This is a genomic window from Variovorax sp. DAIF25 (assembly GCF_050711835.1).
Lineage (GTDB): Bacteria > Pseudomonadota > Gammaproteobacteria > Burkholderiales > Burkholderiaceae_C > Variovorax.
On the sequence record NZ_CP136637.1, the window covers coordinates 500,761 to 521,617 of the forward strand.

A 20,857-nucleotide genomic window follows, 5' to 3' on the forward strand; every position below is an offset into this window, starting at 1 on the left:
GCCTCAGGCACCGAGCCAGCGCCCCTCGGGCCAGGCACCGGCATCGATCGCGCGCCGCGCCTCCCGCGTGAGCACGTCGACCGCGCAGCGCACATGCCGCGCGATCGGCCGGTTGACGGGCAGGGCCAGCACGATGGTCCGGCGGATGCCCGGATCGGCCAGCGGCGCGCCCCTGAGCTTCTGCGTGCGCAGGTCCTCCGCGACCGCGATCGGCGGCAGGATGGTCAGGCCATGGCCGCCGAGCACCAGGCTTCGCTGCACGCTCAGCGCGTTGGTCTCGGCCGACAGGTCGAGCGTCACCTGGGCCACGGCGCAGGCATGCTCGACCAGCGTGCGGATGCCATGCGGCGCGCTCGGCAGCACCAGCTTGTGGCCCGCGAGCTCGGCCAGCGCCACCGGCCGGTCGGGCCGCAGCTTGCTGCTCTTCGGGCCGATGACCCACAGCGCCTCCTCGATCAGCGGCGTGGTCTGGATGTTGGGCGAACGTTCCGCGCCATAGAGCAGCGCGGCATCGACCTCGCCCGATTCGAGCCAGCGCAGCAGCGTGCCCGCGTAGCCCATCGCGATGCGCACGCGGATGCCCGGGTAGTCGGCCGCCAGCGTCGCCACCAGCGGGCTCGAGAGGATGTCGATGGTGCTCGGCAGCAGCCCCAAGGTGACCAGTCCGCCGATGCTGTTGTCGACGGTGCCGATCTCGGCCCGGGCCCGGTCCAGCTCGAGCAGCGCGCGGCGCGCATAGCCGACGAGCGCCAGCCCCGCATCGGTCAGCACCATGCCATGGCGCTCGCGTTCGAACAGGGGTGCGCCGATGTCTTCCTCGAGCAGGCGGATCTGCCGCGACACCGCGGGCTGCACGAGGTGCAGCACCTCGGCCGCGCGCGTGACGTTGCCGGTCTCGGCCACCGTGAGAAAGGCGCGCAGTTGCTTCAGGTCCATGTGGCTGCCTCCATGCACAAACGTGATCGTGGAATCTCGAATTTCTATTTCACATTCGCAGACATCAAATTCTATGATTTCTGGCACTTTAACCAACCCACCCCGATTCATGAACCAGACCACCCAGGCCGCGCCCGACTGGCAGCAGGCCGCCTTCCGCGTGCTCAAGGCGGGCGGCGTCAAGCAGATCGCCTACGTGCCCGACGCGGGCCATTCGCACGTGATCCGCAGCGCCATCGCCGACCCCGACATCGAGGACGTGGTGCTGACCACCGAGGAGGAGGGCGTGGCGCTGGTGAGCGGCGCCTGGCTCGGCGGCCAGCGCGCCGTGCTGCTGATGCAGAGCAGCGGCGTGGGCAACTGCGTGAACATGTTCTCGCTGCTGCAGGCCGCGGACTTCCCGTTCTTCACGCTCGTGACCATGCGCGGCGAATACGCCGAGTTCAATCCCTGGCAGGGCCCGATGGGCAAGGCCACGCAGGCCGCGCTCGAGCTCATGGGCATCCACGTGCTGCGCGCCTCGAAACCCGAGGAGGTCGAGGAGATCGTCAGCGCGGGCTTCGATGCCGCCTTCGAGGCCGGCGAGAAGGTCGCCGTGCTGCTGGGACAGGAACTGATCGGCCGCAAGAAGTGGGAGCGCAAGTGATGAACACCAAGACCCCGGCGCAGCGCGCCGACCGCCGCGAATTCGTGGCCCGCCTGATCGCCGCCATCCCCGATGCGCTGATCGTCACGGGCCTGGGCTCGGCCTCCTACGACGTGTTCGCCAGCGGCGACCGCGAGCGCAACTACTACCTGTGGGGCGCCATGGGCGGCGCCGCCTCGCTGGGGCTGGGCCTGGCGCTGGCGCAGCGCGACAAGTCGGTGGTCGTCATCACCGGCGACGGCGAGCAGCTGATGGGCATCGGCAGCCTCGGCACCATCGGCGTCAAGCAGCCGAAGAACCTCAGCATCGTGATGCTGGACAACGGCCATTTCGGCGAGACCGGCATGCAGCGCAGCCACTCGAGCCTGGGCGCCGATCTGGTGGCGGTGGCCAAGGGCTTCGGCATCGCCGATGCGTTCTCGGTGAACGGCATCGATGCCTGCGAGGACCTGGCCGAGCGCATCAACGCGCGCCGGCAGACCACCTTCGCGCAGGTGTTCATCGATGCCAACGAGCCGCCGCGCGCGCTGCCGCCACGCGACGGCTCGTACATCAAGAACCGCTTCCGCGCCGCGCTGGGCTTCGCGCCTTTCTGACGGGCGAGCCATGCAACGCTATTCATTGCACATCGGGGGCGAGGCCTGCGAGCCCCACGGCGGCACCTGGTTCGAGACCCAGAACCCCTTCACCGGCGAGCGCTGGGCGCAGATCCCGCGCGGCGACGCGCAGGACGTCGACCGCGCCGTGCGCGCCGCGCACCAGGCGCTGACCAGCGGGCCCTGGTCGGAGCTGACCGCGACACAGCGCGGCGCGCTGATGCGCAGGCTCGGCGACCTGATCGCGCGCGACGCGGCCCGGCTGGCCGCCACCGAGGTCCGCGACAACGGCAAGCTGCTCGCGGAAATGCGCGGGCAGCTCGACTACCTCCCGCAGTGGTTCTATTACTACGGCGGCCTGGCCGACAAGGTGCAGGGCAGCACGCTGCCGCTCGACAAGAAGGGCTACTTCGCGTTCACGCGCCACGAGCCCGTGGGCGTGGTGGCCGCCATCACGCCCTGGAACTCGCCGCTGCTGCTGCTGGCCTGGAAGCTCGCGCCGGCGCTGGCCGCGGGCTGCACCGTGGTGGCCAAGCCCTCGGAATTCACTTCGGCCTCGACGCTCGAGTTCGCGCAGCTGTTCGAGGAAGCCGGCTTCCCACCGGGCGTGTTCAACGTGGTGACGGGCTTCGGCGCCGAGGTCGGCACGCCGCTGGTCGAGCATCCGCTGGTGGCCAAGATCAGCTTCACGGGCTCGGATTCGACCGGCCGCCTGATCAACGAGCGGGCCGGGCGCCTCTTGAAGCACACGGCCATGGAGCTGGGCGGCAAGTCGCCCAACGTGGTGTTCGAGGATGCCGACCTCGAGCAGGCCGCGTTCGGCGCGATCTCGGGCATCTTCGCCGCCACCGGCCAGACCTGCATCGCCGGCTCGCGCCTGCTGGTGCAGGACAGCATCCACGATGCCTTCGTCGAACGCCTGCTCGCGGTGGCGCGCACCGCGCGCATGGGCGACCCGATGAGCCCCGAGACGCAGGTCGGCCCGATCACCACGCCGCCGCAATACCGCAAGGTGCTCGAGTACATCGACATCGCGCGCGCCGAGGGCGCGACCGCCGTGCTGGGCGGCGCCAAGGGCACGGCCCCCGAATGCGGCTCGGGCTGGTTCGTGCAGCCCACCATCTTCACGGGCGTGCGCAACCACATGCGCATCGCCCAGGAGGAGGTGTTCGGCCCCGTGCTGTCGGTGATCCGCTTCGAGGACGAGGCCGATGCGCTGCGCATCGCCAACGACGTGCGCTTCGGCCTCGCCGCGGCGGTGTGGACGCAGGACATCGGCCGCGCCATGCGCATGTCCGAGAAGCTGCAGGCCGGCACGGTGTGGATCAACACCTACCGCGCCGTGAGCTTCATGGCCCCGTTCGGCGGCTACAAGGACTCGGGCCTGGGCCGCGAGAACGGCATCGACGCGGTCCGCGAGTACCTGCAGACCAAGTCGGTGTGGATCAACAGCGGCGCGGCGACGGGCAATCCCTTCGTGATGCGCTGAGGGTGCCGAGGCCTCACAGGAACAGGAACGCCGCTGCCGCCACGGCGGTCGGCCCCAGCGCCCCGAGCAGCAGCCCGCCCGCGCCGATCGTCTCGTCGGCGAAACCGCGCCTGAGCAGCGCCACGCCCGCGGGATTGGGCGCATTGGCGATCACCGTCAGGCCGCCCCCGGCCACGGCGCCCGCCACCAGCATGTACTTCGATTCGTCGGAGATGCCGACGATCAGCGAGCCCAGGTAGGTGAGGGCGGCGTTGTCGGTGATGGCGGTGAGGCCCAGCGCGCCGAGGAACAGCGCGACGGGCGCGAGCGCCGAGACGATGGGCTGCAGCCACCATTGCTGCATGCCGCCCAGCACCACCAGGCCGGCGAGGAAGAAGCCCACGAGCAGCGCCTCCTTGAGGATCGGCGGGCTCTGGTGGCGCTCGTAGGCCTGGGCGAAGCCGAGGAACATCAGGAACAGGCCGAGGAACACCACGGGATGGTGGGCGAACAGCACCACGCCCGCGAGCAGGCCCAGGTGCACCGCGACCACGGGCAGCGGAACGCGCGCTTCGGGCGCCGCGCCCTCGTCGCCCGCCGCGGGCTGCAGGTGCTTGCGCAGTACATAGGTCGCGACGGTGGCGTTCAGCAGCACCGCGAGCGCGGCCTTCCAGCCGAAGGTGGCGAGCATGAAGGCGCTGTCCCATTGCCAGGTGGTCGCCACCATCAGCACCGGCGGCGCGGCATAGGAGGTCAGCGTGCCGCCGATCGAGATGTTGACGAACAGCACGCCCAGCGCCAGGTACTTCACGGCCTCCGGCACGCGCGGCCGGAAGATCTGCGGCGCGAGCATCAGCGCGGCGATGGTCATGGCGGCGGGCTCGGTGATCAGCGAGCCGAGCAGCGGCACCGCCGCGAGGCCCAGCCATGCGCGCGCGACCGGCGTGGGCACGGGCGCGATGCGCGCGAGCGTGTCGACCAGCGACATCGCCGTGCGCAGCACGGGGCGCGAGGCCGCGATCACCATCACCACGAAGACGAACAGCGGCTCGGTGTAGTTGCGCGACTCGGCATAGTCGAGCGCGGTGCCGCCGTCGGCGAACAGCGCCATCGACACCACCAGCACGATGGCCCAGAAGCCGAACACGACCTCGACTTCACCGAGCAGGTGGAACAGGCCGGCATGGCGTGGATGGCGGTGGGAGAGGCGCTCGAACTGCCTGGCGCTGAAGGTGTGGAGCAGGGCGACGGCAAAGATGGCCGCGGCGATCCACTGGATCGGGGTGTGGGACATGGGATTCCTCGACGAGGCGAAACCGCGAGGCGGCCCGACCTGCGCAAATCCTGGAATGCCCGAAACGGCATGCCACCCAGGGCGGATTTTACCCGACGAGCTTCAGCCCGCGGTTCACAGAAAGGGCACGCCGCCGGTCACGGGAATCGTCGCGCCCGAGATGTAGCTGCCTTCGTCGGAGGCCAGCAGCACGTAGACGGCCTGCAACTCGCGCGGCTGCCCCGGGCGCTTCATCGGCGTCTGCGTGCCGAACTCCCTGACATTGCCGGCCGGCAGGGTCGAGGGGATCAGCGGCGTCCAGAACGGCCCCGGCGCCACGCAGTTCACGCGGATGCCCTTGTCGGCGAGCAGTTGCGCCATGCCACCCGAGAGGTTCTGGATCGCGCCCTTGGTCGCGGCGTAGGCCACCAGCGTGGCATTGGGCTTGTCGGCATTGACCGAGGCGGTGCTGATGATCGAGCTGCCGGGCTTCATATGGGGCACCGCGGCCTTGCAGAGGTAGAAGTTCGCGTAGACGTTGGTGCGGAAGGTGCGTTCGAACTCCTCGGCGCTGATCTGCTCGAGCGACTTGTGCGACATCTGGAAGGCGGCGTTGTTCACCAGCACGTCGATGCGCCCGAAGTGCTCGAGCGTGGTGGCCACGAGGGCCTGGCATTGCGCCTCCTCGCGGATATCGCCGGGCGCGAGCACGCAACGGCGCCCGGCACCTTCGACCAGTCCCAGGGTGACCTGCGCATCGGACTCCTCCTCAGCCAGATAGGAGATCACCACGTCCGCGCCTTCGCGCGCGAAGGCCAGCGCGACGGCGCGGCCGATGCCGCTGTCGCCGCCGGTGATCAGGGCGGCCTTGCCGAGCAGCTTGCCGGCGCCCACGTAGGAGTTCTCGCCGAAGTCGGGGCGCGGCGACATCTCGGATTCGAGGCCGGGCGGCTGCTGCTGGGGGGTCGAGAAGGGCGGCCTGGGGCCTGCTTCGCGGGGATCGGTCATGGCGGGTTCTCCGTGCATGTCAAGGGAAGAAAGGGGGGAAGTTCTCAGGAGCGCGCCACGGGCTCCGACCGTCCCGCGCACTTGGCCATGTCCCTGCCCATCGCCACCTTCTGCGCGGCCTCGGACGTCAGGTTGCCGGCCTTGGCGCGTTCCGCGAGACGGGCATAGAACGCGGCCACGCGCTGCAGCTCCTGCTCGTCGAGCGCCTCGATGCCGATCATGCGGTTGCTCGCGCGCTGGCTGGTGGCGAGCAGTTCGTCGAGCTTGAGGTGCACGGCCACGCTGTCCTTGTTCTGGCTCTGCTGGATCAGGAACACCATGAGGAAGGTCACGATCGTCGTGCCGGTGTTGATCACCAGCTGCCAGTTCTCCGAGAACTTGAACAGCGGCCCGCACAGCGCCCAGGCGGCCACCGCCATCAGGGCGACGCAGAAGGCGGTCGGGGTTCCGGCCCAGCGCGTGACGTGGCTGGCGAAGCGATCGAAGCGCGCGAGCCACAGCGACTTGCCGGCATAGGCGACGGTGGCGGTGTTGGGCATGCCGCCCACGGGGCCATCGTCGTCCTCTCGAGGGTGGGGGCGTGGGAAAGGCTGGATGTCTGACATATGGGCGAGTGCTCCTGCGATCCGTCGCAGCGTGCGTGCGAAGCGGGCCTGCCCGCGACATCCGGGTGCGCATCCTCTTGCAGGAGTGCGCCTGCGCCCGTGGCGCGCGCGCCGCCGACGGCATGTCGGCGCGGGCGACCTGCTCCTACGAGATTGTTCGCAAAGAAGAGACGAAGCCGCCGGCTGGCCGGCTTACCGTCCATCGAACCCAACACTGCAAGGAGCCTCAGATGGCAAGTTCGAAGAATGGCGGCGACCAGCCCCTGGTCGCGCCGGCGGGTGGCGCGAACCCACCTGTCGATTCGCTCACCGAAGGCCTGGACGACGCCGCGGCGGCCGCGCCGAAGGAAACGGGCGAGACCGACCGGGAACAGGCGATCCGCGAAGCCGCCTATGCCGCCTATGCCGCCTACGAGCGCCGCGGAAAGACCGAAGGCAATGCCGAGCAGGACTGGCTGGACGCGGAGGCCGAGGTGAAGGCCCGATCCGGGCCGTGACGACCGTCAGGCGATCGCGCTGCGCGCCACGCGCACGGGAATCGCCTTCGCCGCCGGCACCATGCTCTGGCGCGCGAAATGCTCGAGCGGGATCAGCGGATTGCACTCGGGGTAATAGCCGCCCACGCAGCCCTCGGGCAGGTCGTAGGGCGTGACGCGCAGGCCCGCCACCCGGCGCTCGGCGTCCTCGAACCCTTCGGCGTTCACATCGACCATGTCGCCCTCGGCCAGCGCCAGCCGCGCCATGTCGCGCGTGTTCATCAGCAGCACGCGACGCGTGCCGTGGATGCCGCGGAAGCGGTCGTCGAGGCTGTAGATGGAGGTGTTGAACTGGTCGTCGCTGCGCAGGGTCATGAGCCGCAGCACCTGCTGCGATGGCGCCGCGCCCTCGCGCAACAGGCCGTAGCCCTTGAAGTTGGCTTTGCCGTTCTTTGTCTTCCACACGCGCTCGCGCGCAGGCAGCGGCCGAGGAAAGCCCGCCGGATCTTCCAGCCGTGCATTGAAATCGTGGAATACCTCGGGCAGCACCTGCGCGATGTGCTCGCGGATGCGCGCATAGTTCTCGGCCCAGGCCTCCCAGGGCACGGCCGGGTTCGGCGGCAGGGTGGCGAGCGCGATGCCCGCGACGATCGCGACCTCGGAGCGCAGCGTATCGGCAGCGGGCTCGGCCATGCCGCGCGACGCATGCATCACGCCGGTGGAGTCCTCGACCGACACCGACTGCTCGCCGCCGGCCTGGCGGTCGATCTCGATACGGCCCAGGCAGGGCAGCAGGTACGACACCGCGCCATGCACCAGGTGGCTGCGGTTGAGCTTGGTGGCGATGTTGACGGTGAGGCGCAGCTTCTTCCATGCGGGCTCGATGCGGTCGGTGTCGGGCACGGCGCGCGTGAAGTTGCCGCCCAGCGCGACGAAGGCGCGCACCGAGCCGTCGAGCACGCCGCGGCAGGCCTCCACCGTGTTGAGGCCCTTCTCGCGCGGCGGCTCGAAGCGGTAGAGCTTCGCCATCGCGTCGAGCGGCGCGAGCTCGGGCTTCTCCGTGATGCCCACGGTGCGCTGGCCCTGCACGTTCGAATGGCCGCGCACGGGGCAGATGCCCGCGCCACGCCGGCCGATGTGGCCGCCGAGCAGCAGCAGGTTCGACACCATCTGCACGTTCGCGACGCCCTCCACATGCTGGGTCAGGCCCATGCCGTAGATGCCGATCACGGCGCGCGACTCGGCGAAGGTGGCGGCCGCCTGTTCCAGTGCCTCGCGCGACAGGCCGGATTCCGCGGCGATGGTGGTCCACGGCACCTCGCGCAGCCAGGCCGCGAAATCCTCGAAGCCCTCGGTGTGCGCGGCGAGAAAGTCGGCATCGAGCACGCGCGCCGCGCCGGCCGCGAGCGCCGCATCGTCGGCCGCAACTAGCGCCTTGCACAGCCCCGCCAGCGCCGCGAGGTCGCCGCCGTTGCGCACCTGCAGGTACTGGGTGCTGAGCTGCGTCTCGGCGGGCGTGAGCATCTGCACCGGCGACTGCGGGTTGGCGAAGTGCACCAGCCCGGGTTCGCGCAGCGGATTGAAGGTCACGATCTTCGCGCCGCGCTGGCGGGCTTCCTGCAGCTGGTGCAGCATGCGCGGGCTGCTCACGCCGGTGTTGTGGCCGAAGATGAAGATCGCATCGCAATGTTCGAAATCGTCGAGCCGCACCGTGCCCACGGGCACGCCGATGGTCTCGGGCAGCGCCACCGAGGTGGTCTCGTGGCACATGTTCGAGCTGTCGGGCAGGTTGTTGTTGCCGTACAGGCGCGCCAGCAGCTGGTAGAGGTAGCTGGTCTCGAGCGATGCACGGCCCGAGGCATAGAACACCACCGAGGCCGGATCCTCGTGGCGCAGCGCGCGCAGCTCGGCGCCGATCTCCGCGAAGGCGTCATCCCACGAGATCTCGAGGTAGCGGTCGCTCGCGGCATCCCAGCGCATCGGCCGCGTGAGACGACCACCGGCCTCGAGTTCGTGGTCGCTCCAATCGAGCAGTTGCGTGACCGTGTGCTGTTCGAAGAAGGCCGGCGGCATGCGCTTGGCCGTAAGCTCCCAGGCCGTGGCCTTGGCGCCGTTCTCGCAGAACTCGGCCGTGCGCGGATGGCCTGGCTTGGCCCAGGCACAGCTCACGCAGGCGAAGCCATCGGGCTTGTTCTGCTGGAGCAGGGCCCGCGCGCCCAGGATGGGAATGTGTTCGCGCAGCAGGATGCTGCCCACCGCCTTCAATGAACCCCAGCCGCCGGCCGGATGTTCGTAGGGCTCGAAGCTCGTCGCCGCGTCGTTCACTGCGTCGAGCGCTGGCCGGGACCGGGATGGGGCTGCCGCGCGAGATCCTCGCGCCACCGAAGACGCTTCATTTGAGTTTCTCGGCCAGGTACTGGCGGACCTCGTCGGCCGAATTGCCGACGGCCTTCACCGCGTCGCGAAGCTGGGTCTCGGTGCAGCCCAGGCTCTGGGTCCACGAACGGACTTCATGGGGTTCGTGCAACGCGATGAGCTTGCGATCGAGCGCGGTCTTCTTGGGATCGTCTGTCATGGGACCTCCTGAGGGATTGACTCGATGAGCAGCGACAAGGCGCCCGCCGGCCGGCTAGGCCTTCTCGCCGTTGCGCCGGGTCTGTGCGGGCGGCTTGGCGCCCTCGGTGCCGGGCGGGGGCGCATCGTGGCCGCGCTCGCCCGGATCGCCCGAAGGCTTGCCGGCCTCGCGGCCCATGCGGCTGCCGTCCAGCGGCGTGTCGATGCCGACCTCGCGGTTCTGCTCGATGTTCACGGGCGACATGGGCTTGCGCGTGGCCATGCTCAGCCCTTGGCCTTGTACTGGTCGCGCAGGTCGCGGATCTGGTCGTGGTTGCGCTGGGCGCCTTCGGCCTGCCGCTGCACGACGGCGAGCACTTCAGCGGGCAGGTCGTTCTTCAGCGCCTTGCGGTAGCGCGCGACGGCCGAATCCTCGCCGCGTTCGCACTCCTCGAGCATCGACAGGGCGCTGTCGGCACCCAGCGTGCCCTTCACGTGGACCCAGCCGCGATGCAACGCGCCGCTGACGCTGCCGCCCTGGTCCGCCTTGCCGCCGAGCGCGCGGATCAGGGTCGCCAGCTCCTCGGCGGCCGCGGCGCATTGGGCCGCGCGGGTGGCGAAAACCTGCTTGACCTGCGTGTCTTCCACTTCGTCGGCGCAGGCGCGGAATCCGTATTCGCCGTCGCGCGAGTTCTCGAGCAGGTCGTTGAGGATCGACAGGACTTCGTCGCTGGTGATGGATGCGGTGGTCATGGTGTAGCTCCTGGTGGGGTTGGTTGACTGATCGATGCCTCACGGTGGGGCTCGGACCCGGGGCGCCGTGTAGGTGCCCGCCGCGCCAGCTCGTCGTGGCGCACCGACGGCGCCAGCAATGGGGCAGGGCGCATGGACGTCGCGGGAACCGGAAACGCGCCTACGCCTGCCGCGCCGCTCGCGGCCGATAACCCGGTGCAGGGAGCAAGGATTCGGTTTCGACCCGGAGGTGGCAGGAATGCGTTCGAAGATCCTCAGCGAACGGCAGCAGCGGGTGCTCGTCAGCATGAAGCTGCTGGCCGCCTTCTGGCAGCGGCGGCTGCCGGCCGAGTCCACCTCGCGTGACGAGATCGAACAGCTGCTCTCGCTGGAAGCCGCGGGCCTCGTGCGGGCGACCTTCGATCGGCCGCTGCGGGAGCGAACGGGGGAGTTCTACATTCCGCGCGCCATCGTGCTCGAAGTGACCGCCGAAGGGCTCTCGGCGTTGACGCGCGCGCAGCGTCAGCAGCCGGGCATTCTCGGGGAAGCGCAAGGCCGCCGACCCGCGCGGTCGAGCCGGGGGCCCAAGGCCGGAACGCGCGCGGAGTCCATTCCCGGACCCTCGATAGTGAAATGACATGGCGCAAGCCCCGCGGTCTTGGCTATCATCCGCGCCCGTCGGAGGTCTCCCCATGCCGATGGATTTTTTACGCCGTATCGAGGATTCGCAGTTTCCGCTCGCGCTTCATGAAGAAGCCGACATCCGCAACGCCATCGTTCTCGAGGCCGCGGGCCTGATCGAGGCGCGGCTTCCGCCGCCGGGTGTTCCATTGACCCAGGCCCCCTCGATCATCTTTCGGGTGACGCCGGAGGGCAGGGCGGCCCTCTCGAAGGCCAAGCGCCCGGATTAAGCCCGCACGCGGCGGGCTCGATCCAGGGCGCGACGACTCAAGCCGCCGCCGTCAACTCGGCCATCAGTTCTTCCTTGCGCGCCGCCATCAGCTCGCGCATGGTCACGAGGTCCAGGCCCTTGGCCGCGCGTGCCTTGGGGAACATCTCGTTGCGCTCTTCCTTGACGTGGTGGTCGATGTATTCGCCCAGCACCTTGACCTTGGCATCGAACATCTCGTCGACCTCCCCGGCGTCCTGGATCTGGGCGATCAGGTCCTTGGCGCTGGCGTGCTCGACCTCGGCCTCGTCGAGCAGGTCGGTTTCCTTGATTGCTTCGCGCACCGCCGGATAGAAGATCTCCTCCTCGATCTGGGTGTGCACCGTGAGTTCGGCGCAGATCTGCTGCGCCAGCTGGCGCTTCTTCTCGGTCGCGCTCGCGGCCTTCGAGCCGACGAGTTCGTCGTAGGCCGTGAACAGCTTCTTCACGTTCTTGTGGTCGGTATCGAGCAGGCTGCAGGCATCGGGTTCGGCGCGTTTGGTGGTCATGAATGGCTCCTGGTTGGGGTTCGTGGGAGCCATGACATTCGGTTCGGGGTTGCCTGCATCGCGTAGGCCTGCAGCGCATCGCCACGCAGGAATGCCGCAATCCGCGAGCGCGCCGCCTCATGCCATGTTGGGTTGTCCGTTCGAGGCCATGAGCCCGCCGTCCACCGGCAGCGCCACGCCCGAGACGAAGCTCGCGTCGTCGCTCGCCAGGAAGGCCACGACCGCCGCGATCTCCGAGGGCTCGGCTCCGCGCCCCAGCGGAATGCGCTCGCGGAATTTCGCCATCAGCTTGCGGTCGCCCTTCATGTCCTCGGTCATCGGCGTGAAGGTCAGGCTCGGGCAGACGGCGTTGACGCGCACGCCGTCCTTGCCATGGTCGAGCGCGAGGGCCTTGGTGAAGTTGACGATCGCGCCCTTCGAGGCGTTGTAGAAGCCGAGCGCCCAATCGCCGCCGAGCCCCGAGACCGAGCCGGTGTTGACGATGCAGCCGCGGCTCGCGATCAGGTGCGGCATGGCCGCGCGGCAGCCGTGGAACACGCCGCCGACATTGGTCGCCATGGTCTTCGCCCAGCCGTCGAAGGGCGCCTCGGTCACGCTGCCCTCGACCGCGATGCCCGCGTTGTTGAACAGCACGTGCAGCGCGCCGAAGCGCTTGACGGTGGCGGCCACCAGGGCCTGCACCTGCTTGTAGTTCGACACGTCGGTGAGCTTGACCAGCGTGCGCTCCGGCGGCAGGTCGGCTGCGACGCGCTCGAGCTTGGCCCTGGTGTCGCCCGCGAGCACGACGCTGGCGCCCTCCTGCGAGAAACGGCGGGCCGTGGCCTCGCCGATGCCGGAACCGGCGCCCGTGACGATGACGACGCGATCGATGAAACGTTGCATGCTGCTGCTCCTGGACGTTGAAGCGCCGCAGCTTGTGCAGCCGCAGCGGCGCGCGGTGTCGGTGCGCGGCGATTGCGTTGTCGGACGCGCGCCTGCGGGGCGGTGGCCGGCAAGGGCCGCGCGGTGCCTGCTCACGCGCGTTGCCGGCAGGCTGCGTGTCCCTCGGATTGCGGCCCGGGCATCATGCGCGCGACGAAATCGATGAACGCCCTGACCTTGGCCGGAACGTGCTCCCTGCCCGGGTAGTAGACATAGAGCGGGAAGGTCTCGTCGGGCCAGTCCGTCAGCACCGGCACCAGCGTGCCCGCGCGCAGGTGCGTTTCGATGCCGAGGTCGATCACCTGCGCGATGCCGTAGCCCGCGAGGCAGGCGCCGATCTTGGTGCCCGCATCGGTGACCGTCAGGCTGCCGCGCACGGCCACCTTCAGCTTCTCGTCGCCGCGCCAGAACTCCCAGTCGAAGAGCCGGCCGGTGGACGGGTCGATGGCATGGATGCATTCATGGCCGCCATCGACCAGGTCCTGCGGCGACGCCGGCCGGCCGCGTTGCGCGAGGTAGGCGGGCGCGGCCACGGTCAGGATCCGCGGGCTGTAGAGCCTGCGGCAGACCAGCGTCGACACCGATGGCGCTCCGAACCGGATGGCGAGATCGAATCCGTCGCTCACCAGGTCCGGGAGATCGTTGCGCGTCTCCAGCTTCAGTTGAAGCGCGGGGTGGCGCTGGAGAAACTCGGCCAGCTCCGGCGCCAGCACGAGGCGGGCGAACACCGCATCGCAGGCCACGCGCAGCGTTCCGTCGACGACCGAGGTCTGAGCCGACGCACCGACCGTCGCCTCCTCGATGCCCTGGAGCAAGGGCAGCACCTTCGCCAGCAACGCGTGCCCCGCATCCGTCACTTCGACCTGCCGGCTGGTGCGATGCACGAGCTTCGCGCGCAGCCGGTCTTCCAGCCGCTGGATGGCGCGGCTCACCGCGGGCTGTGTCCGGCCCAGGCGCGAGGCGGCAGCACTGAAGCTCTTGCAGTCGGCGACCGCGGCCAGCACCAGCAACCCGCCTACGAGTCCTCCATCGAGGTCTTCCATGATCCATGTGTTCCTGTAATGGCAGCGATGCCCGATTCGCGGTAGCGGGGAAGGGGAGGAGCTTTCACCATACGAAGCTTCCATCCCTTGAAGAGATTTCGCAATGACCCAGACCCAAGCCGTCGCCGCCCTGATCGACGACTATTTCCATCTCGCCTACGAGCCGAAGAGCCGCGACTTCCACCAGGTCTTCCATCCGAGCTGCCTCGTCCAGTGGCTTCAGGACGGCGAGCTGCAGACCCTGTCGTCGACCGACTATGCGGCGCTCATCCACGGGAGGCCGAGCCCCGGTTCGACGGATTCGCCGCGCGAGGAGGCGATCCTGTCGATGGCGCACATCTCGGACAGCCTCTCGACGGCCATCGTGAAGGTGCGGATCGGCCAGAAGCTGTTCAACGATCACTTCGTGATGCACGAGGTCGAGGGCCGCTGGTCGATCACGAACAAGTCGTCGTTCGTGGCGCGGACCTTCGACTGAGACGCGCGGCGGCATGCCTGCTCAGGCGCGCCGCGCCTCCGACCGATTGGCCCGGCGAATGACCTGCGGCGGCTGCCCATAGGCCCGCAGGAAGGCCCGGCGCATGCGGTCGGGATCGCCGAAGCCGGTGTCGCGCGCCACGGTCTCGATCGGCAGCAGCTGCGACTCGATCATCAGCCGCGCGGTCTCGGTGCGCAGCCGCTCGATCGCCTTGGCGGGCGTCTGGCCGGTCTCCTCCCTGAACACGCGGCCGAACTGGCGCGGGCTGAGGCTGGCGGCCTCGGCGAGCTCCTCGAGCGAGAGCTCGTTCGTCAGGTGGCTCTTCGCATAGGTGAGCGCCTTCTGGATGCGGTCGGTGCGCGGGCGCAGCTCGAGCAGCGCGGAATGCTGCGACTGGCCGCCGGTGCGCCGGTGGTACACGACCATGCGCTTCGCCACCAGCTTGGCGACATCGGCACCGCAGTCCTCCTCGACGAGGGCCAGGCCGAGGTCGATGCAGGCGGTGGCGCCGGCCGAGGTCCAGACGCTGCCGTCCTGCACGAAGATGCTGTCCTCCTCGAGCAGCACCTCCGGGTGATGGCGCCGCATCTTGACCACGTGGGCCCAGTGGGTGGTCGCGCGCTTGCCGTCGAGCAGCCCGGCCTGCGCGAGGTTGAAGGCGCCGGTGCAGGCCGCGCCCATGCGCCGCGCGCGGCGCGCCGACTTGCGCAGGAAGCCCAGCATGGCGGGGGAGCCCTCGGTCACGACGGTATCGCCGACCACCAGCACGGTGTCGTAGCGCGCGTTGCCGAACGGCACCGTGCCGACCTCCACACCGCACGAGGACCGGACGGGCCCGCCGTGCTCGGACAGCAGGGTGTGGACATACAGCGGCTCGGCCAGCGACATGTTGGCGTACTCGAACACCGAGACCACCGCCAGGGTGAGCAGCTGAAAATCGGGATAGATCACCACGCCGACACGAATCATCCGACACCTCGTTGCATGGTGCGCACAGGGCGAACCCATGGCGCAAAAAGACGGAAACCTGACCTTAACGCCATCGAAGTTTAGACCGAAGATCCCTGCCTGTCACCCCGCGAGGGGCCCCACTTCAGGAGCACGCATTGACTTCCACCCACTCCGACCCGACGAGAAACACGGTCGCGCATTTCCGCCAGCTTCACCGCGCCGCCACGCCACTCGTTCTGCCCAATGCCTGGGACGCGGCCTCGGCCCGGCTGTTCGAGCACGCCGGTGCCGCGGCCATCGCCACCACCAGCGCGGGGCTCGCCTGGTCGCTGGGCCATGCGGATGGCCGGGCGCTGCCGGTCGACGAAGCCGTCGGTGCGGTCGCGAGGATCGCCAGGGTGCTCACGGTGCCGCTGTCGGTCGACATCGAGAACGGCTATTCGGACGACCCACAGGCCGTCGTCGATCTCGTGCAGCGGCTGCTCGACCTCGGCGTGATGGGCATCAACATCGAGGACGGACGGGACGCCCCGGCGATCCTGGCGGCCAAGATCGAGGCGATCCGGGCCTTCCTGCACCGGACGAACGCCGACCTGTTCGTGAACGCGCGCACCGATGTCTTCCTCGCCGGGCTCGCGGAGCCCTCGGAGCGCGTGGAGGAGACGATCCGGCGCGCGACGCTGTACTCGGCCGCGGGTGCCGATGGCCTGTTCGTGCCGGGCCTGCGCGAGCCGACGGAGATCGAGGACGTCGCCCTCGCCACGCGGCTGCCGCTGAACGTCATGGCCTGGGGTGGCCTGCCCGGCGCGGCGGCGCTCTCCAAGCTCGGCGTACGGCGCCTCAGCGCGGGGTCCGCGATCCCGCAACTGGTGTGGGGGCAGGCCGAACGCGCCGCCCGGGGCTTCCTCGAGACCGGCCACTCCGATCCGCTCTCGGCCGACGCGAAGCCGTTCGCCGAGGTGCAGCGGCTCTTCGTTGCGTCGCGCTGAAGGAAAAGCCATGGACAAGCGATTGCTGGTGCTGGCGCTCGGGATGTTCGCGCTCGGCACGGACACCTTCGTGATGGCCGGCATCCTGCCGCAACTGGCGCACAGCTTCGACGTCGACATCGCAGTGGCCGGCCAGTTGACGACGCTCTATGCGATCGCCTATGCGCTGCTGGCGCCGACGATCGCCGCCGTCGCGGGCAACGTTCCGCGCAAGCAGCTGATGCTGGCGGGGCTCGGCATCTTCGTGCTCGCGAACCTCGCCACGGCGCTCGCGCCCAGCTTCGCGGTCGCGCTGGTGTCGCGCGTGTTCGCCGGACTGGGCGCGGCCATGTACTCCCCGACCGCGACCGGAACGGGCGCGAGCATCGTGGCGCCGAACCGCCGCGGCCAGGCGATCGCCGTGATCGTCGCGGGCCTGACGGCGGCCACGGCGCTGGGCTCGCCGATCGGCACGGTGCTCGGGGGACTCGGCGACTGGCGCTGGACGATGTACTTCGTCTCGGCCGTGGGGCTGGCGGCGGGCCTGGGCATCCTGGTGCTGCTCAGGCAGGTGCCGCTGACGCCGCGGATCGGCCTCAGGGCGCGCCTGGCGCCGCTGAAGGATTCGCGCATCGGCTGGACCCTGCTGACCACCTACCTGGGCATGGCGGGCAATTTCCTGGTCTACGTCTACTTCTCGGTCGTGTTCGATCGCGTGCTGGTCAACGCCCTGGTGTTCGGTGCGCTGCTGGTGGTCTGGGGCGCCAGCGGAACGCTCACCAACATCGCGCTGGCGCGCGTGCTCGACAGGACGAGCCCGACGAAGGTCATGTTCGTGGTGCTGGCGGCCCAGGCGGTGGACATGGCCTTCCTGCCCTGGACCAGCGCCTCGCTAGGGCCCGCCGTCGTGGCCGTCGCGATCTGGGGGGCGACAGGGTGGGGCATCCAGGGGCCGCAGCAGTATCGGCTGGTCAATATCGCGCCGCCCATCGCCCCGGTGCTGCTCGGCCTCAATACCGCGGCGACCTACCTCGGCGTGACGACGGCCGGCATCCTGGGCGCCGTGGGCATCCATCTGCTCGGCGCCCACTACCTGAGCCTGCTGAGCGTGGGCGTCTTCATGCTCGCGATCTTCACCTCGCACATGGCCGGCCGCCGGATCGCCGGGTACCGTGCCGAGGGGGTTGCGAGCGCCGCGCTGCCGGCGCGCTCATGACGAGGGGCGCGTCGCGGAGGCCGCCGGCTGCTGCTTGTTGCGGGCCGATCGCGAGGCTTCGCTGCGCGCCAGCCACAGGCCGCTCGCGACGATCAGCGCGCCGCCACCCAGGGTCCAGGCATCGGGCACGGCCTGCCAGAACAGCCAGTCGAGCAGGATGGCCCAGGCCAGCGCGCTGTACTCGAAGGGCGCGATGGCGGCGGCCTGGCCGTGGCGGAACGCCTCGGCGATGGCCAGTTGCCCGAGGAAACCGCTGAGGGCGAGGCCCGCGAGCATCCATGCGTGCTCGCTGCGGATCGGCACCCATTGCGGCGCCGCCAGCAAGCTGCCGCCCAGGGCCATGCCGACCGTGGTCCAGAACACCAGCGCGGCGCTCGGCTCGGTGCGGCTGATGAGCCGGCCCAGCATGTTCGACAGCGCATAGCAGACCGCGGCCACCAGGATCGCGATGGCGCCCGTCGAGAGGAAGGCACCTTGCTCGGGCCGCAGCGCGATCACCACGCCCGCGAAGCCCAGCCCGATGGCGATCCAGTGTCGCGCGTGGATCGACTCGCCGAGCATCGGCACGGCGATCAGCACCATCAGCAGCGGCGCGATGAAGGTGAGCGTGTAGGCCTCGGCCAGCCCCAGGGTCTTGAGGCCATGGACGAAGAGCACGAGCATCGCCATGTTCAGCACGGCGCGCAGCAGGTGCAGCCGCCAGCGCAACCGGCGGTTGAAGACGCCGGCCGCCTCGCGGCGCCAGGCGACGTAGAGGCAGACCAGGGGCAGGGCGGTGAGGCCGCGCAGTGCCATCACCTGCGCCGGCGGATAGTGCGCGGCCAGGGTCTTGAGCAGCGCGTCCATGCAGGCGAAGAAGGCGCAGGCCAGCAGCATCGCGGCGATGCCGCGCAGGGTTCCGGTCGATTGCATCGGGTGGGTTGTCTCGCGACGGGGCGGGATCGTTGCCGCCGTCGGGCTTTTGCGGGATGTTTGGCGCATTCTGCCTGTGCGGCGAAATCCTACCCACGATTCCGACGGCTGCCCACGGGCCGCGCGGGGCGCATGCGTAGCCTCTTTTCTTTGTCGCAAAGGAAGCCCCGCATGGCCCACAAGAAAGTCGCCGACCTCGTCATCGAAACCCTGCAGAAGGCCGGCGCCAGACGTTGCTACGGGATCGTCGGCGACACGCTGAACCACGTGACCGACGCGATCCGCCGCAGCGAGATCGAATGGGTGCATGTGCGCCACGAGGAAGCGGCCGCCTTCGCCGCCGGCGCGGAGTCGTACCTGACGAGCGAGCTGAGCCTCTGCGCGGGTTCGTGCGGGCCGGGCGGGCTGCACTTCATCAACGGCGTCTTCGAGGCGAACCGCAATCGCGCACCGGTGGTGCTGATCGCGAGCCAGATCGTGACGGCCGAGCTCGGCATGGAGTTTCCGCAGGAGGTGGACTTCAAGTCGCTCTACGCGGGCTGCAGCGTCTTCTGCGAACAGGTGCAGTCGGCCGAACAGGCGCAGCGCGTGGTGGCGCTCGCGGCGCAGGCGGCGCTGTCGCGGCGCGGCGTGGCCGTCGTCATTTTGCCGAGCGACATCGCGCAGACCGAGGTGAAGGAAGGCCTGGGCTTCTCGGTGCACCGCGCCGCGCCCGTGATCCGGCCCAACGATGCCGAACTCGCGCAGCTGGCGGCCCTGCTCGGCAAGGGAAGGAAGATCGCGATCTATGCCGGCCATGGCTGCGAGGGCGCGCACGAGATGCTGCTGGCGCTCGGCCAGTGCCTGAAGGCGCCGATCGCCCACACCTCGCGCGCCAAGGATTTCGTGGAGTACGACAACCCCTTCAACATGGGCATGACCGGCATCTTCGGCGTGGAGTCGGGCTACCGCGCGCTGCAGGAGTGCGACACGCTGCTGCTGCTGGGCGCCGACTTCGCATGGAGCCAGTTCTATCCGGCCAAGGCGACCATCCTGCAGATCGACGTCGACGGCAGCCATCTCGGGCGCCGCCATCCGGTGGCGCTGGGGCTGGTGGGCGACATCGCGCACACCATCGAGGCGCTGATCCCCCTGCTCGAGGAGCGTGCCGACCGCAGCTTTCTCGACGAATGCCTGCGCCATCGCCAGGCTTCGCTGGAGACGCTGCGCCGCGACGAGCGGCCCGGCAAGGCGGGGCTGATCCATCCGCAGCACCTCACGCGGGTGATCGACGAACTGGCGGCCGACGACGCCGTCTTCACGGCCGACGGCGGCAGCCCGATGGTGTGGTCGCTGCGCCACCTCACGATGAACGGGCGCCGCCGCACGCTCGTGAGCCTGCTGCACGGGACCATGGCCAACGCCATGCCGCAGGCGCTGGGCGCGCAGAAGGCCTTTCCGGGCCGGCAGGTGATCTCGCTGTCGGGCGATGGCGGCATCGCGATGCTGCTGGGCGACCTGATGACGGCGGTGCAGGAGAAGCTGCCGATCAAGGTCGTGGTCTACAACAACGCGAGCCTGAACTTCGTGGAGCTCGAGCAGAAGGTCGAGGGTCTGCTCGACAACTACACCGACCTGCTGAACCCCGACTTCGCGCGGCTGGCGGAGGTGATCGGCTTCTACGGGCAGAAGGTGGAGCGCGCCGAGCAGTTGCCCGATGCCGTGCGCGCCTTCCTCGCGCATCCCGGGCCGGCGCTGCTCGACGTGAAGGTCAACCGCACCGAGCTGGTGATGCCGCCGAAGGTGGAGTTCAGCCAGGTCGCGGGCACGATGCTGTACTCCGCCAAGGCGGTGCTCGGCGGGCGCTCGTCCGACGTGGTGGACCTGATCAAGGACAACTTCACCGAATGACGCCGGCCCTGTCCATGCTGCACGGCAACGTTCTTCTGTCCCATGGCGAGACGCTGCTGCGCCTGTTCGTCGCCGCCGCGCTCGGCAGCCTCGTCGGCCTGGAGCGCGAGCGCCTGCTGTGGGCCGCGGGCATCCGCACGCACATGCTGGTGAGCGTGGGTGCCTGCCTCTTCATGCTGGTGTCGGCCTATGGCTTCGCGGACAGCCTGCGCGGCGAGCACGTGGTGCTCGATCCGTCGCGCGCGGCCGCGCAGGTGGTGTCGGGCATCGGCTTCCTCGGTGCCGGCGCGATCCTCGCGCGCGGGGAGATCGTGCGCGGACTCACGACCGCCGCGAGCATCTGGACCGTGGCCGCGATCGGGCTCGCGGTCGGCGGCGGGCTCTACTTTCCGGCGGCCGCCTCGACCGTGATCATCCTGGTGATCCTCGCGGGCATCAAGCCGCTGGAAGAGGCCTACCGCGCGCGCAGCCAGAGCTGCCGGCTGCGCGTGGTCGCGACGCACGGCGCGGTGAGCCCGGAGTCGCTCGAGCAGGGGCTCGAGCTGCAGCCCGCGCGGTTGCGGCGTTTCCTGGTCGCGGTGCGGCCGGGCGGTGAGCTCGACGACATCACGGTGCAGCTGGTGCGCGTGTCGTCGGCCGACATCGGCAATTTCGTGCGGCGGCTGGAGACGCTGGAAGGCGTGCAGTCGGTCGAGGTCGTGACGCGCGGCGGCGGGCACGGCGCCGAGGCCAGCTGAGGGCGTCGCGC

Annotated in this window: 24 protein-coding genes; 11 read left to right on the forward strand and 13 right to left on the reverse strand. The window is 69.5% G+C overall.

Translation table 11 applies throughout. From position 1 onward, the window contains the following. Positions 1-3 precede the first annotated feature (3 nt). Positions 4-936, reverse strand: coding sequence for a LysR family transcriptional regulator (locus R0232_RS36350; RefSeq protein ID WP_431514093.1), 933 nt, complete (start codon positions 934-936; stop codon positions 4-6). A gap of 109 nt (positions 937-1,045) precedes the next feature. Between R0232_RS36350 and R0232_RS36355 the strand changes: the two genes are divergently transcribed. From R0232_RS36355 to R0232_RS36365, 3 genes are read left to right on the forward strand one after another with little or no spacing between them, the layout of a single operon-like run. After that, positions 1,046-1,582 (forward strand): phosphonopyruvate decarboxylase, encoded by a 537-nt coding sequence (locus R0232_RS36355; protein WP_431514094.1) that lies wholly within the window; start codon positions 1,046-1,048, stop codon positions 1,580-1,582. After that, a complete protein-coding gene (locus R0232_RS36360) occupies positions 1,582-2,178 on the forward strand; it encodes a thiamine pyrophosphate-dependent enzyme (RefSeq protein ID WP_431514095.1) in 597 nt (198 codons plus the stop codon). Before R0232_RS36355 ends, R0232_RS36360 begins: the two co-directional genes overlap by 1 nt. Positions 2,179-2,188: 10 nt before the next feature. Continuing rightward, positions 2,189-3,667, forward strand: coding sequence for an aldehyde dehydrogenase (locus tag R0232_RS36365; RefSeq protein ID WP_431514096.1), 1,479 nt, complete (start codon positions 2,189-2,191; stop codon positions 3,665-3,667). 13 nt (positions 3,668-3,680) lie between these two features. On the opposite strand, the gene R0232_RS36370 is transcribed toward R0232_RS36365, so the two are convergent. From R0232_RS36370 to R0232_RS36380, 3 genes are all read right to left on the reverse strand, one after another. Continuing rightward, on the reverse strand, positions 3,681-4,940 hold the full coding sequence (locus R0232_RS36370) for a putative Na+/H+ antiporter (RefSeq protein WP_431514097.1): 1,260 nt from the start codon (positions 4,938-4,940) through the stop codon (positions 3,681-3,683). A 114-nt stretch (positions 4,941-5,054) separates the two neighbouring features. After that, entirely contained in the window at positions 5,055-5,927 is an 873-nt protein-coding gene (locus R0232_RS36375) for an SDR family oxidoreductase (RefSeq protein ID WP_431514098.1), read from the reverse strand. A 44-nt stretch (positions 5,928-5,971) separates the two neighbouring features. Next, complete coding sequence (locus tag R0232_RS36380) at positions 5,972-6,466, reverse strand: low affinity iron permease family protein (RefSeq protein ID WP_431514099.1); 495 nt, start codon at positions 6,464-6,466, stop codon at positions 5,972-5,974. Between the two features lie 296 nt (positions 6,467-6,762). Between R0232_RS36380 and R0232_RS36385 the strand changes: the two genes are divergently transcribed. Then, positions 6,763-7,029 (forward strand): DUF2934 domain-containing protein, encoded by a 267-nt coding sequence (locus R0232_RS36385; RefSeq protein ID WP_431514100.1) that lies wholly within the window; start codon positions 6,763-6,765, stop codon positions 7,027-7,029. Between the two features lie 6 nt (positions 7,030-7,035). Here R0232_RS36385 and R0232_RS36390 read toward each other — a convergent pair whose 3' ends face one another. The 4 genes from R0232_RS36390 to R0232_RS36405 form a co-directional block, all read right to left on the reverse strand. Next, a complete protein-coding gene (locus R0232_RS36390) occupies positions 7,036-9,333 on the reverse strand; it encodes an FdhF/YdeP family oxidoreductase (protein WP_431514101.1) in 2,298 nt (765 codons plus the stop codon). Between the two features lie 67 nt (positions 9,334-9,400). Next, positions 9,401-9,583 (reverse strand): DUF3606 domain-containing protein, encoded by a 183-nt coding sequence (locus R0232_RS36395; protein ID WP_093349567.1) that lies wholly within the window; start codon positions 9,581-9,583, stop codon positions 9,401-9,403. A gap of 54 nt (positions 9,584-9,637) precedes the next feature. Further along, on the reverse strand, positions 9,638-9,844 hold the full coding sequence (locus tag R0232_RS36400) for a hypothetical protein (protein ID WP_093349564.1): 207 nt from the start codon (positions 9,842-9,844) through the stop codon (positions 9,638-9,640). 2 nt (positions 9,845-9,846) lie between these two features. Next, entirely contained in the window at positions 9,847-10,314 is a 468-nt protein-coding gene (locus R0232_RS36405; protein WP_431514102.1) for a PA2169 family four-helix-bundle protein, read from the reverse strand. Positions 10,315-10,552: 238 nt separating this feature from the next. Here R0232_RS36405 and R0232_RS36410 point away from each other — a divergent pair, with 238 nt between their 5' ends. Beyond that, complete coding sequence (locus R0232_RS36410; RefSeq protein WP_431514103.1) at positions 10,553-10,930, forward strand: hypothetical protein; 378 nt, start codon at positions 10,553-10,555, stop codon at positions 10,928-10,930. A gap of 55 nt (positions 10,931-10,985) precedes the next feature. After that, on the forward strand, positions 10,986-11,204 hold the full coding sequence (locus R0232_RS36415) for a hypothetical protein (RefSeq protein WP_208513436.1): 219 nt from the start codon (positions 10,986-10,988) through the stop codon (positions 11,202-11,204). A 37-nt stretch (positions 11,205-11,241) separates the two neighbouring features. Here R0232_RS36415 and R0232_RS36420 read toward each other — a convergent pair whose 3' ends face one another. From R0232_RS36420 to R0232_RS36430, 3 genes are all read right to left on the reverse strand, one after another. Continuing rightward, positions 11,242-11,730, reverse strand: a complete 489-nt coding sequence (locus R0232_RS36420) for a hemerythrin domain-containing protein (RefSeq protein ID WP_208513437.1) — start codon at positions 11,728-11,730, stop codon at positions 11,242-11,244. A gap of 117 nt (positions 11,731-11,847) precedes the next feature. Then, positions 11,848-12,612, reverse strand: coding sequence for an SDR family NAD(P)-dependent oxidoreductase (locus tag R0232_RS36425; protein WP_431514104.1), 765 nt, complete (start codon positions 12,610-12,612; stop codon positions 11,848-11,850). 131 nt (positions 12,613-12,743) lie between these two features. After that, entirely contained in the window at positions 12,744-13,694 is a 951-nt protein-coding gene (locus R0232_RS36430) for a LysR family transcriptional regulator (protein ID WP_431514105.1), read from the reverse strand. A gap of 103 nt (positions 13,695-13,797) precedes the next feature. On the opposite strand from R0232_RS36430, the gene R0232_RS36435 reads away from it, so the two are divergent. Then, positions 13,798-14,172 carry a nuclear transport factor 2 family protein gene (locus R0232_RS36435; protein ID WP_398493183.1) on the forward strand — a complete coding sequence of 125 codons (375 nt, stop codon included), beginning with the start codon at positions 13,798-13,800 and terminating at the stop codon, positions 14,170-14,172. A gap of 21 nt (positions 14,173-14,193) precedes the next feature. Here R0232_RS36435 and R0232_RS36440 read toward each other — a convergent pair whose 3' ends face one another. Beyond that, a complete protein-coding gene (locus R0232_RS36440; protein WP_431514106.1) occupies positions 14,194-15,141 on the reverse strand; it encodes a GlxA family transcriptional regulator in 948 nt (315 codons plus the stop codon). Between the two features lie 137 nt (positions 15,142-15,278). On the opposite strand from R0232_RS36440, the gene R0232_RS36445 reads away from it, so the two are divergent. After that, positions 15,279-16,112, forward strand: coding sequence for an isocitrate lyase/PEP mutase family protein (locus tag R0232_RS36445; RefSeq protein ID WP_431514107.1), 834 nt, complete (start codon positions 15,279-15,281; stop codon positions 16,110-16,112). 10 nt (positions 16,113-16,122) lie between these two features. Then, positions 16,123-17,307: an MFS transporter gene (locus R0232_RS36450; RefSeq protein ID WP_431514108.1), complete on the forward strand. Its 1,185-nt coding sequence runs from the start codon at positions 16,123-16,125 to the stop codon at positions 17,305-17,307. Here R0232_RS36450 and R0232_RS36455 read toward each other — a convergent pair. Beyond that, on the reverse strand, positions 17,302-18,219 hold the full coding sequence (locus tag R0232_RS36455; RefSeq protein ID WP_296799818.1) for a DMT family transporter: 918 nt from the start codon (positions 18,217-18,219) through the stop codon (positions 17,302-17,304). The two genes, R0232_RS36450 and R0232_RS36455, sit on opposite strands and share 6 nt — an antisense overlap. A gap of 171 nt (positions 18,220-18,390) precedes the next feature. Between R0232_RS36455 and R0232_RS36460 the strand changes: the two genes are divergently transcribed. Both R0232_RS36460 and R0232_RS36465 read left to right on the forward strand, forming a co-directional pair. Beyond that, positions 18,391-20,109, forward strand: a complete 1,719-nt coding sequence (locus R0232_RS36460; RefSeq protein WP_431514109.1) for a thiamine pyrophosphate-dependent enzyme — start codon at positions 18,391-18,393, stop codon at positions 20,107-20,109. A 14-nt stretch (positions 20,110-20,123) separates the two neighbouring features. After that, positions 20,124-20,846 carry an MgtC/SapB family protein gene (locus R0232_RS36465; protein WP_431514642.1) on the forward strand — a complete coding sequence of 241 codons (723 nt, stop codon included), beginning with the start codon at positions 20,124-20,126 and terminating at the stop codon, positions 20,844-20,846. Positions 20,847-20,857 lie beyond the last annotated feature (11 nt).